This is a genomic window from Streptomyces lydicamycinicus (genome assembly GCF_000829715.2).
In the GTDB taxonomy this organism is placed as follows: Bacteria; Actinomycetota; Actinomycetes; order Streptomycetales; family Streptomycetaceae; genus Streptomyces; species Streptomyces lydicamycinicus.
This window is the reverse complement of the sequence record NZ_BBNO01000007.1, coordinates 431177-447499: the sequence shown is the minus strand read 5'-3', so window position 1 is coordinate 447499 and position 16323 is coordinate 431177. Positions and strand designations below refer to the sequence as shown.

Sequence of the window (16323 nt, the reverse complement as noted above, 5' to 3'; positions counted from 1 at the left end):
GAGCGCTCCAGTGGGCGTGGGTCGGTGCGGCGCTCGGCGGTGGGGGCAGCTCAGCGGAGCTCCGGCCGAGCGCCCTCGATGCCGAGGAGCTGCTGCTTGCGTGCGGGCCCGCCCGCGTAGCCCGACAGGGAACCGTTCGCGGCGATGACCCGATGGCAGGGCCGGACGACGAGCAGCGGGTTCGCGCCGATCGCCGTTCCGATGGCGCGTACCGCACCGCGCGCCGCACCGATGTCGGCGGCGATCTTCCCGTATGTGGTGGTGGTGCCGTACGGGATGGCCTCCAGGGCCTGCCACACGCGCTGCTGGAAGTCGGTGCCCCGGCTGGGGGCGTAGGCAAGGGCGAAGCGGGTCAGCTCCCCGTCGAAGTAGGCGCGGAGCTGGTGGGCGATGCCGGCAAAGGCGGTGGGGGCGTACGTCCAGCCGTCCTGGACGGTCGCCCCGCCCTTCTGCCCGGGTACGGACAGCGAAGCGAGCGCGGTGCCGCCCGGGGCGGTGGCCGATTCCTCGCCCACCAGCAGGAGTTCGCCCAGCGGGCTGTCGAGGGTGGTGTAGAGCGTCATGGTCGGGTGCTTTCCGTGGTGGTCGGGCGGGGGCTCGCCGGCTCCGTGACCGGCGCGTTCCAGAAGTGGTGCATCGCGTACGAGCGCCAGGGGCGCCAGGCGTTCGCCCGCTCCCGCAGACCGGCCGTGGGAGCGCCGGCCCGGCGCATCCCGGCCAGTACGGCCGCATCGCCGACCAGCAGGACATCGGGGTCCCCGAGGGCGCGCATCCGGATGTATCCGGCGGTCCACGGGCCGATGCCGCGCAGTCCGAGAAGCGCGCGTTCGGCCTCGTCCCGGTCGGCTCCGGCGTCCAGCACGACCGTGCCGTCGGCGAGGGCGGTGCTCAGGGTTCGCAGGGTCGCGCGCCGGGATTCGGGCATCCCGAGTTCGGTGAGCGCGGCCTGCGCCAGGTCGTCGACGCGGGGGAAGAGGTGGGTGAGCGCACCGGCCGGTTCGGGCAGCGGCTCTCCGTACGCGGCGACCAGGGCGTCGCCCAGTGTGCGGCCGGCCGCGACCGAGACCTGCTGGCCGAGGACGGCACGGACGGCGAGCTCGTCCGGGGCGGGAGCGCCCGGCGAGCGCAGCCCGGGGTGCCGGTCCACCAGCCGCGCCAGTACGGCATCCGCGCGCAGCCGCTCGGCGACCGCGTACGGATCGGCGTCCAGATCGAAGAGGCGGCGCACCCGCTGGCTCGCGGTGGTGAGATCCCGCAGCTCCGCCAGGTGCAGCCGGCAGTCCAGCCAGCCGTCCCCGGCCGCCTCGTCGACCTCGGCGATCCCGGCGCCGTGCGGCAGCCTCAGGGTCCGCCGGTAGGTACGGGCCCCGGGCTCGCCGCTGACCTCCTCGATGCCGGTGATCGCACGCCGCTGGAGGTGGTCGAAGAGCTGCCGCGCCGCATACGGCCCGCGGAAGGCCAGCCGCAGCGGCAGCACCCCGGGCGTGGTGGGCGGCGCCACCGGGCCGAAGCGGGTCCCCTTGCCGGGGCGGGCGGCGCGCAGTTCGCTCGGAGTGAGCGCGTAGATCTCCTTGATGGTGTCGTTGAACTGCCGCACGCTGGCGAAGCCCGCCGCGAAGGCGATCTCGGCCGCCGGGAGTCCGGTGGTCTGAAGCAGGACCCGGGCGGTGTGGGCGCGCTGTGCCCGCGCCAGGGCCACGGGCCCGGCGCCCAGCTCGGCGTTCAGCTGCCGCTGGACCTGCCGGGCGCTGTAGCCGAGCCGGGCCGCCAGCCCGGCGACGCCTTCCCGGTCGACCACACCCTCGCTGATCAGCCGCATCGCCCGCCCGACGACATCGGCGCGGGCATTCCACTCCGCCGAGCCGGGCACCGCATCGGGGCGGCAGCGCCGGCAGGCGCGGAATCCGGAGCCCTGGGCGGCCGCGGCGGTCGGGAAGAAAGCGACATTACGGCGCCGGGGCGTGGTGGCGGGACAGCTCGGCCGGCAGTAGATCCCGGTCGTGGACACCGCGAAGAAGAAGGCGCCGTCGAATCGGGCGTCCCTGCTGCGCACCGCCTCGTACCTGCTGTCCTCGTTCATCACGGTTCCACTGTGCAGCAGGTCAGGCGGCGGTGCTGGCGGAAATCGGACGGTGCGTTCGGGGAGCCGGGGCGGGCCCACGGGGCCACGCGTACGCGCTTGGGGGTGCGGGCGCCCGCCCCCCTTGAGGCCGTGCCGCCCCACAGGATCGCGGCACACCGCCGGACCGCGGGTCACCGCCGGCCCGGCGGACAACAGCCTTTAACGGTAAGGGAGTTCAGGCCCACGGGCCCTGCCAGGGAGGATTCCGGGACCGTGCCCGGTCAGCACGTGAGCACCTGAACTCCCAAGAGGCCGACGCGAGTTCAGGGATTCCCCGGTATCGAACCCGTCCTACGAGGCCACTACCGTGAGGATCACGAGAATCAGGAGGATCACGAGAGTCTCCCAGCGCATCGCCCTCCGCAGGACACTCAGGTCCGAAGAGCCGCCCGACCCGCCACTGCGCGTCGAGAACACGCCGTCGTCGCTGCTGCCGCTGTTCCCGCTGTCGTCGCTCACGCCCTGCTCCGCTCCCTGCCGCCGGCTCACCGACCGACGGCCCTGCCGATCGCCGGAGGTCAGCGTATCCCTCGGGCCCGCGGCACCGAGAGACGGGTACGGCCACGGCGAACGGCTGATCGGCCCGGATGTCACGCCGGTGGCATCGGCCAGTCGTCCAGCGAGCCACCGCGCCATTCGACGAGGCGGGGATCGTCGAGCGCGATACTCCCGGCCGGGCCGGTGACGCCCGCGCGACGGAGGAACTCGGCAACATCGCCGCGGCCATGGGCCAGGCCGACGATCTGCCCACGCACGGTCACCCGTCGGCCACCGGACGGCGTCGGCGGGTGCACGATGACAGGCGGGTGCTCGGTCATGCATCCAGCGTGCGCCGGGGTCCGCGCTCGCGCATTTCGGCAGCCGCCGTGAGCGTCAATCCTCCGCGACGGGCACAGGGGGATGCGCCAGAATCATGGCCATGACCATGGATGATCTTGTGATTCCCGATACCCGCGCCTGTCGTGCCGCGCTGGAGGTGGCGAGCGCCTACTGCTCGCCCGCGCTGCTGAACCACTCCGTGCGGGCGTATCTCTGGGCGGCCGCCTACGCCTCGGCCCACGACATCGCCTTCGATCCGGAGCTCCTCTATGTGTCGGCCATGTTCCACGACATGGGGCTGGTGAAGGAGTTCGACAGCCACACCGTGCCCTTCGACGAGGCGGGTGGCCATGTGGCGTGGGTGTTCGCGGCGGGTGCCGGGTGGCCGGTGGAGCGGCGGGTGCGGGCGTCCGAGGTGGTCGTCCGGCACATGTGGGACGAGGTGGACGTGGCCATGGATCCGGAGGCCCATCTGCTGGTGTACTCCACCTCGTTGGACATCTCCGGACGGCGGCCCGACGCGCTGCCGGCGGACCTCCGTACCGAGGTGCTGGCGCGCTATCCACGGCTCGGCCTCGGCGAAGAATTCCTGGCGTGCTTCCGGGACCAGGCCGAGCGCAAGCCGGACAGTTCCGCCGCCGCCTCGGTCCGCCAGGGCATCGCCGCGCGGATCGCCGCCAATCCGCTGGACGCGGACGGGGCGTAGCGGGCCCGGGCCCCTGGACCTGCGGGCCGTGGCCGTCGCCCGCGGCAAGAGGAAGCCCCGGCCAGACGGGGGGTGACTGGCCGGGGCGGCTCGGGAGGGGTGCCGCAGCACCCACACCCAATTGAACGGTGAACAACAGCTGCGCGTTCCAGGCCGGCGGGGTGATGACCGTCACCCGCCCGCGCGCGGTACGCCCCGCCCACCGGGAGACACGCCCCCGGCCCTGCTCAGCCTTCGGTGGTGTGTCCGGAGAGGCGTTCGACGCCGCGCAGGAGGGCGGAGTGGTCGAGGCCGCCGTCGCCCTGGGCGCGCAGGGAGGCGACGAGTTGGGCGACGACGCTGCCGACGGGGAGGGCGGCGCCGACCGCGCGGGCGGCGTCGGTGACGATGCCCATGTCCTTGTGGTGGAGGTCGATGCGGAAGCCCGGGCGGAAGTCGCGGGTGGTGAAGTTGTCCTTCTTGCGGGCCAGGACGGTGGAGCCGGCCAGTCCGCCGCCCAGGACGTCGAGGGCGGCGGTGAGGTCGACGCCGGACTTCTCCAGGAAGACGACGGCTTCGGCGCAGGCCTGGATGTTGACGGCGACGATGAGCTGGTTGGCGGCCTTGACGGTCTGGCCGGAGCCGTGCGGGCCGCAGCGCACGATGGTCTTGCCGAGGGCTTCCAGCAGGGGGCGGGCGGCGTCGAAGTCGGCCTGGTCGCCGCCGGCCATGATGGACAGGACCGCTTCGATGGCGCCGGCCTCGCCGCCGGAGACGGGGGCGTCCAGGACCCGGATGCCCTTGTCGGCGGCGGCGTGGGCCAGGTCGATGGAGGTCTGCGGGGTGATCGAGGACATGTCGATCAGCAGGGCCCCGCGGCGGGCGTGGGCCAGGATGCCGTCGGGTCCGTAGGCGATGGCCTCGACCTGGGGGGAGGCGGGGACCATGGTGATGATGACGTCGGCGTCGGCGACCGCCTCGGCGATCGAGCCGGCCACGCTTCCGCCGTTCCTGGCCAGCCGCTCCAGCTTGTCGGCCTCCAGGGTGTAGCCGGTCACCGGGTAACCGGCCTTGATCAGGTTCTCGGCCATGGGCGAGCCCATGATGCCCAGACCGATCCACGCGACCTTGGGAAGATTGCTCATGCGGTGCCTCTCTCACATCACGGAAGGGGAGGACGGCGGCGGAGGGGTGCCGTCCGGGGCTTTACGGGTGAGGTGGTGACGCCGGGCGCGGGGGGTTCGCACCGCCCCCGGCGCACCGTCCGGATCGGGTCCGGTGCCGGTCCGGCGTCAGACCTTGAGCGGTTTGATCGCGGTGGGTGCGTGACCGGGCTCGGTCGCCAGGTCCTCCCACTCGTTGACACTGGCGATGTCGGAACCGCTCATCGAGATATTGGTGATCCGTTCGAGGATGGCCTCGACGACGACCGGGACGCGGTGCTCGGCGGCCAGCTTCTTGGCCTCCTCGAAGGCGGCACCCAGCCCACTCGGGTCGGTGACCCGGATGGCCTTGCAGCCCAGGCCCTCGGCGACCTTGACATGGTCCACGCCGTAGACGCCCAGCTCCGGCGCGTTGATGTTCTCGAACTCCAGGTTGACCTGGAAGTTGATGTCGAGGTTGCGCTGCGCCTGACGGATCAGGCCCAAGTAGGCGTTGTTCACCAGGACATGGATGTACGGGATCTTGTGCTGGGCGCCGACGGCCAGCTCTTCGAGCATGAACTGGAAGTCGTAGTCACCGGAGAGCGCGACGACCGGTGTCTCCGGGTCGGCGGTGGCAACACCCAGCGCGGCCGGGATGGTCCAGCCGAGCGGGCCGGCCTGGCCGCAGTTGATCCAGTGGCGCGGCTTGTAGACGTGCAGCATCTGCGCGCCGGCGATCTGGGAGAGGCCGATGGTGGTGACGTAACGGGTCTCCGGGCCGAAGGCCTTGTTCATCTCCTCGTAGACGCGCTGCGGCTTCATCGGGACGTTGTCGAAGTGCGTACGGCGCTGGAGCTGTGCCTTGCGCTCCTGGGTGGACGCGGCCCAGGCGCTGCGGTCGGGCAGCTTGCCCGCGGCCTTGAGCTCCCCGGCCACCTCGACGAACAGCTCCAGCGCGGCCTTGGCGTCCGAGGCGATGCCGTAGTCCGGGGCGAAGATCTTGCCGATCTGGGTCGGCTCGATGTCGACATGGACGAAGGTGCGGCCCTGGGTGTAGACGTCCAGCTTGCCGGTGTGGCGGTTGGCCCAGCGGTTGCCGATGCCGAGGACGAAGTCGGACTCCAGGAAGTTCGCGTTGCCGTAGCGGTGCGAGGTCTGGAGGCCGACCATGCCGGCGTTCAGCTCATGGTCGTCGGCGACGATGCCCCAGCCCATCAGGGTGGGCACGACCGGGATACCGGTCAGCTCGGCGAACTCCACCAGCAGCTCGGACGCGTCGGCGTTGATGATGCCGCCACCGGCGACGATCAGCGGGCGCTCGGACGCGTTGAGGAGCGTGACGGCCTTCTCGATCTGGGCGCGGGTCGCGGCCGGCTTGAAAGCGGGCAGCGGCTCGTACGTCTCGGGGTCGAAGTCGATCTCGGTCAGCTGGACATCGATCGGCAGGTCGATGAGAACCGGCCCGGGGCGTCCGGAGCGCATCAGGTGGAAGGCCTGCTGGAAGACACCGGGGACCTGTGCTGCCTCCATCACGGTGGTGGCGGCCTTGGTGACCGGCTTGGCGATCGAGGCGATGTCGACGGCCTGGAAGTCCTCCTTGAGGATCACCGCGGTGGGGGCCTGGCCGGTGATGCACAGGATCGGGATCGAGTCACCGATCGCGGAGTAGAGCCCGGTGATCATGTCCGTGCCGGCCGGTCCCGAGGTCCCGATGCAGACGCCGATGTTGCCCGGGTGGGTCCGGGTGTAGCCCTCGGCCATGTGCGAGGCGCCCTCGACATGGCGCGCCAGCGTGTGATCGATGCCGCCCGCGCCCTTGAGTGCCGCGTAGAAGGGGTTGATCGCGGCACCCGGCACTCCGAAGGCGTGGGCCACGCCCTCCCGCTTGAGGATCTCCACCGCGGCGCGGGCGGCTGTCATTCGAGGCATCGAGTACTCCTGCGTCGACCTGTCACGGGCAAGCTCCAGCGAAGCGGCGAAGAGGATTGATTCCGTATCGTGGAACTAATGTTTTGCTTTATGGAAGGAAAGTAGAGCGCGGCGTTCCCGTCGTCAAGGGGAGGGGAGGCGGGGCGCTGGCGTGACGTCATGACGGGGCCGGAAACGCCGAAGGCCCCACCCAATGACTGGGTGGGGCCTTGCTGGACGCTAAGTCGGCGCGCTCGCCTTCCAGTTGACCTAGCGAATCGGCATCCCGGACAGCGTCCGGGCGATCACCAGGCGCTGGATCTCACTGGTGCCTTCGAAGATGGTGTAGATGGCGGCGTCGCGATGCATCCGCTCGACCGGGTACTCGCGGGTGAAGCCGTTGCCGCCGAGGATCTGTACGGCCTGGGCGGTGACCTTCTTGGCGACCTCGCTGGCGAAGAGCTTCGACATGGAGCCCTCTGCGGAGGTGAACGGCTTACCGGTCACCGCCATCCAGGAGGCGCGCCAGACCAGCAGGCGGGCGGCGTCGATCTGGGTGCGCATATCGGCGAGCTGGAAGGCCACGCCCTGGTTGTCGATGATCGGGCGGCCGAACTGGGAGCGGGTCTTCGCGTACTCCAGGGCCTCCTCGTAGGCCGCCCGCGCGGTGCCGACCGCCATCGCGCCGACGGCGGGCCGGGACGCCTCGAAGGTGGCCATGGCGGCGTTCTTCACCCTCTCCTGCCCGTCCTTCCTGGCGTTCTCGCGGGCCCGGGCGAGGCGCTCGTCGAGCTTCTCCTTGCCGCCGAGCAGGCAGTGCCCGGGGACCCGGACGTTCTCCAGGACGACCTCGGCGGTGTGCGAGGCGCGGATGCCGTGCTTCTTGAATTTCTGCCCCTGGGAGAGGCCGGGGGTGTTCGGGGGGACGATGAAGGACGCATGCCCCTTGGAGCCGGCCTCCGGGTCGACGACCGCGACGACGACATGGACATTGGCGATGCCGCCGTTGGTGGCCCAGGTCTTGGTGCCGTTGAGCACCCACTCGTCCTTGGCCTCGTCGTAGACCGCGCGGGTGCGCATCGCGGCCACGTCCGAGCCGGCGTCCGGTTCCGACGAGCAGAAGGCGGCGACCTTGACGTCATCGACATCGCCGTACATCTGCGGGACCCAGGTGCCGATCTGCTCCTCCGTGCCGTTCGCGAGCACGCCGACGGCGGCCAGGCCGGTGCCCACGATCGACAGGCCGATACCGGCGTCGCCCCAGAACAGCTCCTCCATGGCCATGGGGATGCCGAGGCCCGTCGGGTCGAAGAACTGCTGGGCGTAGAAGTCGAGGGAGTACAGGCCGATCTTGGCGGCCTCCTGGATCACGGGCCAGGGGGTCTCCTCGCGCTCGTCCCACTCGGCGGCGGCGGGGCGCATGACGTCCGCGGCGAAGCCGTGAATCCAGTCACGGACTTCCTTCTGCTCGTCATTGAGCTCCATGGTGAACTCGGCCATGTCCCCTCCAGCTGCTGCGGCAGTGCGGTGTTACTAGCGGTAACCCGAAGTGTGTTACTCGCCAGTAAAGGCTGTCAACTCCCCTGGGAACGAAATCGCCGTGGAGATCGGGTGTTACGTTGCGCCAGCGCCACGGATTCACAAGGGTGGGGAGCACGACCATGGAAAGCACAGAGCACAGCGGCCGCCGGCAGACGGCGACCGAGCGCCGACGGCGGGAGCTGCTGGAGGCCGCCGAGCGCATTGTGCTGCGCGACGGCCCGGACGCCTCGATGAACGCCATCGCCGCCGAGGCAGGCATCACCAAACCGATCCTCTACCGGCACTTCGGCGACAAGGGCGGGCTCTACCGCGCGCTCGCCGTCCGGCACACCGATGCCCTGCTCGCCAATCTGGCGACCGCGCTGGACGCCCCCGTCCTGCGCCGGGACCGGGTCGAGGCCACCCTCGACGCCTACCTGTCGGCGATCGAGGCCCGGCCGCAGGTGTACCGCTTCCTGATGCACCCGTCGGACGAGGACAACGCCTCCGAGTCCGGCTTCGACGTCGGACGGCACTCCGCACCCCTGTTGCGCCGGCTCGGCGAGGAGCTGGCCAAGGTGATCACCGACCGGCTCGACCTGGGTCCGGGCGGCGAGCTGACGGCGCGCGTCTGGGGCCACGGCATCGTCGGCATGATGCAGCACGCCGGTGACTGGTGGCTGCGCGAACGCCCGTGCTCGCGCGAGCAGTTGGTCAAGCAGCTGGCCGATCTGCTCTGGGGACAGCTGGCCGCGGTCGACGACCGCACGGACGGCCCCGGATTCTGAGCGCCGGTCCGTGAAGCGGCGGTCGGCGCCGGTCGCTCAGCGGCCGGGCGCCTCCGTCGGCGCGGCCCACGGGGCCTTCGCCGCCGCCCGGAGGGCCCGCCGGCGGCGCAGCCCGGTCAGATGGTCGACGTAGAGCCCCCCGTCGAGATGGTCACACTCGTGCTGGAGACAGCGGGCGAAGAAGCCGGTGCCGGTCACCGTGGCGGGCTCACCGGTGACGCTGACCCCGGTCACCACGGCACGGTCGTGGCGCGGGGTGCCGGCTTCGATACCGGGCAGCGAGAGACAGCCCTCGGGTCCGCGGATGACCTGGCCGTCGGCCTCGACGAGCCGGGGGTTGACGAGATGCCCCAGATGACGGCGGTCCTCGTCGTCGGGGCAGTCATAGACGAAGACCCGCAGCGGGACGCCGATCTGGTTGGCGGCGAGGCCCACTCCGTGTGCGGCGTACATCGTCGCGTACATGTCCTCGACCAGCCGGGCCAGCTCGTCGTCGAAGACGGTGACCTCCTGGCAGGGCTCGGTCAGGGCCGGATCGCCCAGCAATCGCAGCGGGCGGACATGGCCGGAACTGCCGGGAATGGTGCGGGGACGCATGGGGACAAGCGTACGGTCCTGCACACAGCGGATGTCGCCGCACGGGTGGCGGGGTTCGGGGCTGCGGCCGGATCTCGATAGGCTGATCCCCGACCGAAGCCCCGGCCGGTCATCGGCTGCGGAGGAGGCGTTCCACGGCAGCCCCACGGCAGGCGGGCGCCGGATGCAAGGAGGATCAAAGACGATGGCAGGCAACACGGAGCCGCTGTCGCCGCGGGCCAAGTTGGCCGTGACGGCAGGCAAGGCCGCGGCGGCGGTATCGCGCGCGGCGGGCCGCGGCAGCGGATCGGTGATCGGTGGCCGGGTGGCGCTGAAGCTCGACCCCGACCTGCTGGCGCGGCTGGCCCGGCACCTGGACGTCATCCTGGTGTCGGCGACCAACGGCAAGACGACCACGACACGGCTGATCGCGGAGGCGCTGCGGGCCAGCGGCCCGGTGGTCTCCAACGCGCTCGGCGCCAACATGCCGGCCGGTATCACGTCCGCGCTGGCCGGTGGATCGGACGCCCGCTACGGCGTCATCGAGGTGGACGAGAAGTACCTCGCCGGTGTCGCCCGCGATGTGACGCCGAAGGCCATAGCGCTGCTGAACCTCTCCCGCGACCAGCTCGACCGCGCCGCGGAGACCCGGATGCTGGCCGAGCACTGGCGGGAGGGGCTGTCCGGTTCCAAGGCGCTGATCATCGCCAACGCGGACGACCCGCTGATCGTGTGGGCGGCCTCGTCGTCCTCGAACGTGGTGTGGGTCGCGGCCGGGCAGGAGTGGAAGGACGACGCCTGGTCCTGCCCCTCGTGCGGTGGTGTGATGCAGCGGCCGGGCGAGGACTGGTTCTGCGCCGAGTGCGGCTTCCGCCGACCGACGCCCAGCTGGGCACTGTCCGGCGATCATGTGCTCGACCCGCACGGCAGCGCCTGGCCCATCAAGCTCCAGCTGCCGGGGCGCGCCAACAAGGCGAACGCCACCACGTCCGCCGCGGTCGCCGCCGCCTTCGGGGTGCCGCCGCAGGTGGCCCTGGAGCGGATGTTCTCGGTGCAGGCGGTGGCCGGGCGCTATGACGTGGTCAGCTTCATGGAGCGGGAGCTGCGGCTGCTGCTGGCGAAGAACCCGGCCGGCTGGCTGGAGACCTTCTCGCTGATCGACCCGCCGCCGACCCCGGTGATCATGTCGGTGAACGCACGCGGCGCGGACGGCACCGACACCTCCTGGCTGTGGGACGTCGACTACACCCGGCTGGCCGGGCACCCGATCTTCGTGCTCGGCGACCGCAAGCTGGACCTGGCGGTGCGGCTGGAGGTCGCGGGCCTCGACTTCCAGGTCTGCGAGAGTCTCGACGAGGCGGTGCAGCTGGCACCGCCCGGCCGGATCGAGGTCATCGCCAACTACACGGCCTTCCAGGACCTGCGCCGACGGGTGGGCAACTGACGTGATGCGCGGACAAGGACGAGCGAGCATGAGTGACAACAGCCTGCGTCTGGTGTGGATCTACCCGGACCTGCTGAGCACGTACGGCGACCAGGGGAACGCCCTGGTGGTGGAGCGGCGGGCGCGCCAGCGCGGTCTGGACGTCCAGCGGCTGGACGTACGGTCCGACCAGCAGATCCCGACCTCCGGCGACATCTACCTGATCGGTGGCGGTGAGGACCGGCCGCAGCGGCTGGCCTCCGAGCGGCTGATCCGCGACGGCGGGCTGAGCCGTGCGGTCTCCAACGGCGCGATCGTGTTCTCGGTGTGCGCCGGCTACCAGATCCTGGGCCATGAGTTCATCAATGACCTCGGGGAGCGGCAGCAGGGCCTGGGGCTGCTGGACGTGGTGAGCACCCGCGGCGAGGCCGAGCGCTGCGTCGGCGACGTACTCGCCGATATCGACCCGCAGTTGGGGCTGCCGCCGCTGACCGGCTTCGAGAACCACCAGGGCGTGACGCATCTGGGCAAGACCGCCCGGCCGTTCGCCAAGGTGCGCTTCGGCAAGGGCAACGGCGTCGGTGACGGCTACGAGGGCGCGTGGAACGACACCGTCTTCGGTACGTACATGCACGGCCCGGTGATGGCGCGCAATCCGCATATCGCCGACCTGCTGATCAAGCTGGCGTTGGATGTCAACGCCCTGCCTCCGGTGGACGACCAGTGGTACGAGGCGCTGCGCCAGGAGCGGATCGCCGCGGCGACCCAGCCCGCTTAATACCGTTGGCGCGCTTTCGGGCGGTTTGCCGATATCCGCTCCGTGCCCGCAATGACGGCATTCCGTACGCCCGCAGTCCGCACTGCGGGCGTACGTGTTCCCGGCGGCTCCGCGCTTGTAGGGTGTGCGGAATCCAACCGGACGACGGGGTCCGGGCCCCCGGTTGAGTTGCAGAGGTTTTTCGAGCAATGCGTATTGGTGTCCTCACCTCCGGCGGCGACTGCCCCGGACTGAACGCCGTCATCCGGTCCGTCGTCCACCGCGCCACCGCTGATCACGGCGATGAGGTGATCGGCTTCCGCGACGGCTGGAAGGGCCTGCTGGAGTGCGATTACCGCAAGCTCGACCTCGATGCCGTCGGCGGCATCCTGGCGCGCGGCGGCACCATCCTGGGATCGTCCCGGGTGCAGCCCGCGCATCTGCGGGACGGTGTGGAGCGGGCCCGCGGCCATGTCGCCGAGCTGGGCCTCGACGCGATCATTCCGATCGGCGGCGAGGGCACGCTGAAGGCGGCGCGGCTGCTGTCGGACGCCGGGCTGCCGATCGTGGGCGTACCGAAGACCATCGACAACGACATCGCGGTCACGGATGTGACGTTCGGCTTCGACACCGCGGTGGGCGTCGCCACCGAGGCGCTGGACCGGCTCAAGACCACCGCCGAGTCGCACCAGCGGGTGATGATCGTCGAGGTGATGGGACGGCACACCGGCTGGATCGCGCTGCACTCGGGCATGGCGGCCGGTGCGCACGCGATCGTGGTGCCGGAGCGGCCCTTCGACATCGAGGAGCTGACCGCGCGGGTCTCCGAGCGGTTCGAGGCCGGCAAGAAGTTCGCGATCGTGGTCGTCGCCGAGGGCGCCAAGCCGCGTGAGGGCACCATGTCCTTCGATGTCGGCGGTAAGGACATGTACGGCCACGAGCGGTTCGCCGGGGTCGCCCGGCAGCTGTCCGTGGAGCTGGAGAACCGGCTCGGCAAGGAGGCGCGTCCGGTCATCCTCGGGCACGTCCAGCGCGGTGGCACCCCGACCGCCTACGACCGGGTGCTCGCCACCCGCTTCGGCTGGCACGCCGTCGAGGCCGCGCACCGCGGGGACTTCGGGATGATGACCGCGCTGCGCGGCACCGACATCACGCTGGTGCCGCTGGCCGAGGCCGTGGAGACGCTCAAGACGGTGCCCGTGGAGCGCTACGACGAGGCCGAGTGCGTGCTGTGATCCAGCGGTAGTTCAGCGCTCCACGAACCGCCCCCGGCCACCGCCATGGCCGGGGGCGGTTCTACTCTTGTCGCCGGAGCATTGGTACGAATCAGGAGCGAGCGGATGGATCACAGCGGGCACGGCATGGACGGCATGAACATGGATCTGCCGCCGTTCACGCTGGGGAGGGGCCTGGAGTTCGGTGGTGATCCGGTCTTTCTCGTCGGCTGTCTGCTGGGGCTCGGACTGTACGGCTGGGCGGTGATCCGGCTGCGGCGCCGGGGGGACGCCTGGCCGGTGGGCCGGACCGTCGCCTGGGCCCTGGGCGTGGTGTCGGTGGCCCTGGTGATGTGCACCGGGCTGAATGACTACGGCATGGCGATGTTCAGCGTGCACATGGTCCAGCACATGGTCATCAGCATGCTGTCGCCGATCCTGCTGCTGCTCGGGGCACCGGTGACGCTGGCGCTGCGCGCCCTGCCCACCGCCGGACGGGGCCGCAAGGGTCCGCGCGAACTGCTGGTGGCGCTGCTGCACAGCCGCTACATGCGGATCATCACGCACCCGGCGTTCACCATCCCGCTGTTCATCGCGAGCCTCTACGCGCTCTACTTCTCGCCGCTGTTCGACTTCCTGATGGAGTCCCGGGCCGGGCACATCGGGATGATGGTGCACTTCCTCGCGGTGGGCCTGGTGTTCTTCTGGCCGATCATGGGCGTTGACCCGGGTCCGCACCGGCCGGGTTATGTGATGCGGATGCTGGAGCTGTTCGCGGGCATGCCGTTCCACGCGTTCTTCGGTATCGCGCTGATGATGGCCTCGGAGCCGATGGTCGCCACCTTCCTGAACCCGCCCGCCTCGCTCGGCATCGACGCACTGTCCGACCAGTCGGCCGCCGGCGGTATCGCCTGGGCCTTCAGCGAGATCCCGTCCGTAGTGGTGCTGATCGCCCTGGTCTTCCAGTGGTACAAGTCCGAGGAGCGTCAGTCGCAGCGCGCGGACCGGGCCGCCGACCGCAACGGCGACAAGGATCTGGCCGACTACAACGCCTATCTCGCCTCGCTCAACGCCCGGGGGCAGTGACCGCGCGTCGCCACTCTGGCGGTACGGGCCGCGGCCGGGGACGATGGTCCCATGGCCGCGGCCCGCGTCGTTTTCCTCGGCGCCCGGCCGCCGTGAGGAGGGTGCGGGTATGCCCGGATCTGCGAAAACGATGGCCGTGTGCACGGTGGGCGGGCTGGTGGCCGCGACCGCTTACACCGTGGCGCTGGGCGCCAATGGGTGGCTCTGGTTCTCCTGGGTGGTGGTGGCACTGGTGACGATCGGGGTGGTGGCCGCCCGGCCGGTCTGAACCCGCCGGCGCGGGGCGCCGCTCAGAAGCGGAAGACGGGCCCGGTGGCGGAGTCCATCGTGCAGGCGTTGGGGAACTCCTTGCGCCAGTTGATGGGGACACCTCGCCAGGTGCCGGTCGCGGTGGCGGTGACCGGGTCGTACTCCCTGGTGCAGGTGTGCGGTTCGCCGGGCAGGGCGTCCAGGTCCCCGCGGGCCCAGGTCAGCGCGTCGCAGGCGGCGCCCGCGTGCGGATGTCGGCGGTGGATGTCCGGGCAGCTGAGGCGCACCCCCCGGGTCCAGGTGTTGCCCGCTCCGGACATGGTGAGCACCAGTCCCTGGTCTCCGGCCGGCGCCGGCGGCTCATCGGCGCCGGCCGGACCGGCGCAGAGCAGGGCCAGCGACAGGGTGGCAAGCGCGGTGGCGGGCAGGGTGGCACGGGCGGATCGGCGTCGACGGCTCACGGGCATCGTGGTCTCCTGGGAACGCTCGGTGGGATCACATGCCGGAGCCCGACAGGGTCACGCGGCGCCCGGCGGCCCCAGGGCATCTCGCCGCGACCCGGCGGACAAGCGGCCACGCCGTGAGGTCGCCCGTACGGCCTGCGGAAGCCGCCCGGGAGACAGGGTGGCCGGCAGCGGAGGAGGCGGCTCCGCTGCCGGCCACCGGACCGGGGTTACCCCACGCGCTCGATGCGGGCGCGCCGGATCAGGTTCTTGCCCTCTTCACGTACCTCCTCGAACGCCGCGTTGTTCAGCAGCACACAGCTGCCCGACGTGGACGTGACGGAGACCGTCGTCGACTTGTTGTTGTCCAGGTTGGTGACCTTCAGTTTGGTCCCGGTGGGGAACTCGCCGCTGGACGCCGCCGGTGCGCCGCCCTCGCCGGAGAGGGTCACCGTCGAGCCGGGGCACACCACGTCGCCGTCGCCGGCCGGCGGGGCGGCGGACGAGTCATCGGACGCGGGCGGGTCGTCCGAGGCGGGTGGCTGCGCCGATCCGGACGGCTCCTGCGGCGCGGCCGCGTCGTCGGCGGGTGGCTGGTCCGCCGCCGGTGGAGCTCCCGCGGCCGCCCCGCCGCCCCCGGAACAGCCTGCTTCCCGCTGCTGCAACTGGATCTGTTTGATCACGGCCTCCCGGTTGGCGATCCGTGCCGCCGATTGGGCGTCCGGCTTGGCCTTCTGGTCGGCGATGAACTTCTGATTGTTGCTCAGCGCGGTGGCCAGTCCGTCGCATGCCGCCGATGCCTGGCTGGTGCCCGTGGTGACGATGGCGATACCGCCGACCAGAGCCGCGGCACTGACACAGACGATGATCTTCTGACGCCGGCCGGCTTTCTTCTTGCGGGACATCCATGACTCCTGTCCTCGGCCCGGACCGTGGGGGTGGGCTCGGTTGCCGGACAGTACGTCGCACCAACTCACCGCGTTTCAGGGCGAGTAGAAAGTTGTCCGCGGATGCCAAAGTGGATACCGAAAGGTAACAAGCGGGTGCGACGCTGCCCGGTGCGCGTACTGATGCCGGTCCCCGACCGCGATTTCGATGTCACCGAGGTGGCGGTGCCCTGGCGGCTGCTCACCGACGCCGGCCACCGGGTCGTCTTCGCCACCGAACACGCCGGGACCCGGCCGGCAGGCGACCCGCGGCTCCTCCGCGGCGTCCTCTTCGGACAGCTCGGTGCCGCGGAGGAGGGCACGCAGTTCGCGCGCGGGCCGGGGGTCCTTGCCGCGCGGGGCACCGCGACCGATGCCCCCGGCGTTCGTGGTGCAGGACGGCAGCTATCTGTCCGCGCGCCGGCCTGGCGATGCGTACCCCTTCGCCCGCCGGTTCCGTGCGCTTCTGGAAGCCGCACCGCACTGAGAGGGCAGGAGTGCCCCGGGCGTCCTGCGCCTCGCCCCGTCGGATCAGCCGGGTGCCCGCGGTCAGGAGGTCCGCGGCCTGCTGGGAAGGAGTCAGTACCGATCCGGCCCAAGGTGGTTACCCGCCGCGGCACTTGCCCATAAACTCACTGGCCGTCTCCGGGCCGCTCGTCAC

The 16323-nt window shown here is 71.0% G+C and carries 18 protein-coding genes; 8 read left to right on the top strand and 10 right to left on the bottom strand.

The genetic code is table 11. The features are described from left to right. Positions 1-50: 50 nt before the first annotated feature. The 4 genes from TU31_RS24510 to TU31_RS24495 form a co-directional block, all read right to left on the bottom strand. Complete coding sequence (locus tag TU31_RS24510; protein ID WP_042158241.1) at positions 51-563, bottom strand: methylated-DNA--[protein]-cysteine S-methyltransferase; 513 nt, start codon at positions 561-563, stop codon at positions 51-53. Beyond that, entirely contained in the window at positions 560-2080 is a 1521-nt protein-coding gene (locus TU31_RS24505) for an AlkA N-terminal domain-containing protein (RefSeq protein ID WP_042158240.1), read from the bottom strand. Before TU31_RS24505 ends, TU31_RS24510 begins: the two co-directional genes overlap by 4 nt. A 333-nt stretch (positions 2081-2413) precedes the next feature. Next, the gene (locus tag TU31_RS24500; protein WP_245698675.1) at positions 2414-2581 is read right to left on the bottom strand and encodes a hypothetical protein; all 168 of its coding nucleotides are present in this window, start codon (positions 2579-2581) and stop codon (positions 2414-2416) included. A gap of 131 nt (positions 2582-2712) precedes the next feature. Then, positions 2713-2940: a hypothetical protein gene (locus TU31_RS24495; RefSeq protein ID WP_042158238.1), complete on the bottom strand. Its 228-nt coding sequence runs from the start codon at positions 2938-2940 to the stop codon at positions 2713-2715. Between the two features lie 101 nt (positions 2941-3041). Here TU31_RS24495 and TU31_RS24490 point away from each other — a divergent pair, with 101 nt between their 5' ends. Further along, the gene (locus tag TU31_RS24490; protein WP_042158900.1) at positions 3042-3647 is read left to right on the top strand and encodes an HD domain-containing protein; all 606 of its coding nucleotides are present in this window, start codon (positions 3042-3044) and stop codon (positions 3645-3647) included. 227 nt (positions 3648-3874) lie between these two features. Here TU31_RS24490 and TU31_RS24485 read toward each other — a convergent pair whose 3' ends face one another. The 3 genes from TU31_RS24485 to TU31_RS24475 all read right to left on the bottom strand — a co-directional run bounded on the left by TU31_RS24485 (position 3875) and on the right by TU31_RS24475 (position 8179). Further along, complete coding sequence (locus TU31_RS24485; protein WP_042158237.1) at positions 3875-4771, bottom strand: 2-hydroxy-3-oxopropionate reductase; 897 nt, start codon at positions 4769-4771, stop codon at positions 3875-3877. Between the two features lie 147 nt (positions 4772-4918). Continuing rightward, positions 4919-6700 carry a glyoxylate carboligase gene (gene gcl, locus TU31_RS24480; protein ID WP_107070737.1) on the bottom strand — a complete coding sequence of 594 codons (1782 nt, stop codon included), beginning with the start codon at positions 6698-6700 and terminating at the stop codon, positions 4919-4921. A 249-nt stretch (positions 6701-6949) separates the two neighbouring features. Beyond that, on the bottom strand, positions 6950-8179 hold the full coding sequence (locus tag TU31_RS24475) for an acyl-CoA dehydrogenase family protein (RefSeq protein WP_042158234.1): 1230 nt from the start codon (positions 8177-8179) through the stop codon (positions 6950-6952). 161 nt (positions 8180-8340) lie between these two features. Between TU31_RS24475 and TU31_RS24470 the strand changes: the two genes are divergently transcribed. Next, positions 8341-8988, top strand: coding sequence for a TetR/AcrR family transcriptional regulator (locus TU31_RS24470; protein ID WP_042158232.1), 648 nt, complete (start codon positions 8341-8343; stop codon positions 8986-8988). A gap of 36 nt (positions 8989-9024) precedes the next feature. On the opposite strand, the gene def is transcribed toward TU31_RS24470, so the two are convergent. After that, complete coding sequence (gene def / locus TU31_RS24465; RefSeq protein WP_042158231.1) at positions 9025-9585, bottom strand: peptide deformylase; 561 nt, start codon at positions 9583-9585, stop codon at positions 9025-9027. A gap of 184 nt (positions 9586-9769) precedes the next feature. On the opposite strand from def, the gene TU31_RS24460 reads away from it, so the two are divergent. The 5 genes from TU31_RS24460 (at position 9770) to TU31_RS39210 (ending at position 14312) form a co-directional block, all read left to right on the top strand. Beyond that, complete coding sequence (locus TU31_RS24460) at positions 9770-11008, top strand: MurT ligase domain-containing protein (RefSeq protein ID WP_042158230.1); 1239 nt, start codon at positions 9770-9772, stop codon at positions 11006-11008. A 28-nt stretch (positions 11009-11036) separates the two neighbouring features. Continuing rightward, complete coding sequence (locus tag TU31_RS24455; RefSeq protein WP_042158228.1) at positions 11037-11765, top strand: type 1 glutamine amidotransferase; 729 nt, start codon at positions 11037-11039, stop codon at positions 11763-11765. A gap of 188 nt (positions 11766-11953) precedes the next feature. Further along, positions 11954-12979: a 6-phosphofructokinase gene (locus tag TU31_RS24450; RefSeq protein ID WP_042158227.1), complete on the top strand. Its 1026-nt coding sequence runs from the start codon at positions 11954-11956 to the stop codon at positions 12977-12979. A 105-nt stretch (positions 12980-13084) separates the two neighbouring features. Continuing rightward, positions 13085-14044 (top strand): cytochrome c oxidase assembly protein, encoded by a 960-nt coding sequence (locus TU31_RS24445; protein WP_042158226.1) that lies wholly within the window; start codon positions 13085-13087, stop codon positions 14042-14044. 109 nt (positions 14045-14153) lie between these two features. After that, positions 14154-14312, top strand: a complete 159-nt coding sequence (locus TU31_RS39210; protein WP_042158224.1) for a hypothetical protein — start codon at positions 14154-14156, stop codon at positions 14310-14312. Between the two features lie 22 nt (positions 14313-14334). On the opposite strand, the gene TU31_RS24435 is transcribed toward TU31_RS39210, so the two are convergent. Beyond that, positions 14335-14760, bottom strand: coding sequence for an SSI family serine proteinase inhibitor (locus TU31_RS24435; protein ID WP_042158223.1), 426 nt, complete (start codon positions 14758-14760; stop codon positions 14335-14337). Between the two features lie 206 nt (positions 14761-14966). After that, positions 14967-15641, bottom strand: a complete 675-nt coding sequence (locus tag TU31_RS24430) for an SCO2207 family protein (RefSeq protein WP_052719034.1) — start codon at positions 15639-15641, stop codon at positions 14967-14969. A gap of 105 nt (positions 15642-15746) precedes the next feature. Between TU31_RS24430 and TU31_RS37060 the strand changes: the two genes are divergently transcribed. Then, positions 15747-16292, top strand: a complete 546-nt coding sequence (locus TU31_RS37060) for a type 1 glutamine amidotransferase domain-containing protein (protein WP_306304273.1) — start codon at positions 15747-15749, stop codon at positions 16290-16292. Positions 16293-16323: the final 31 nt, after the last annotated feature.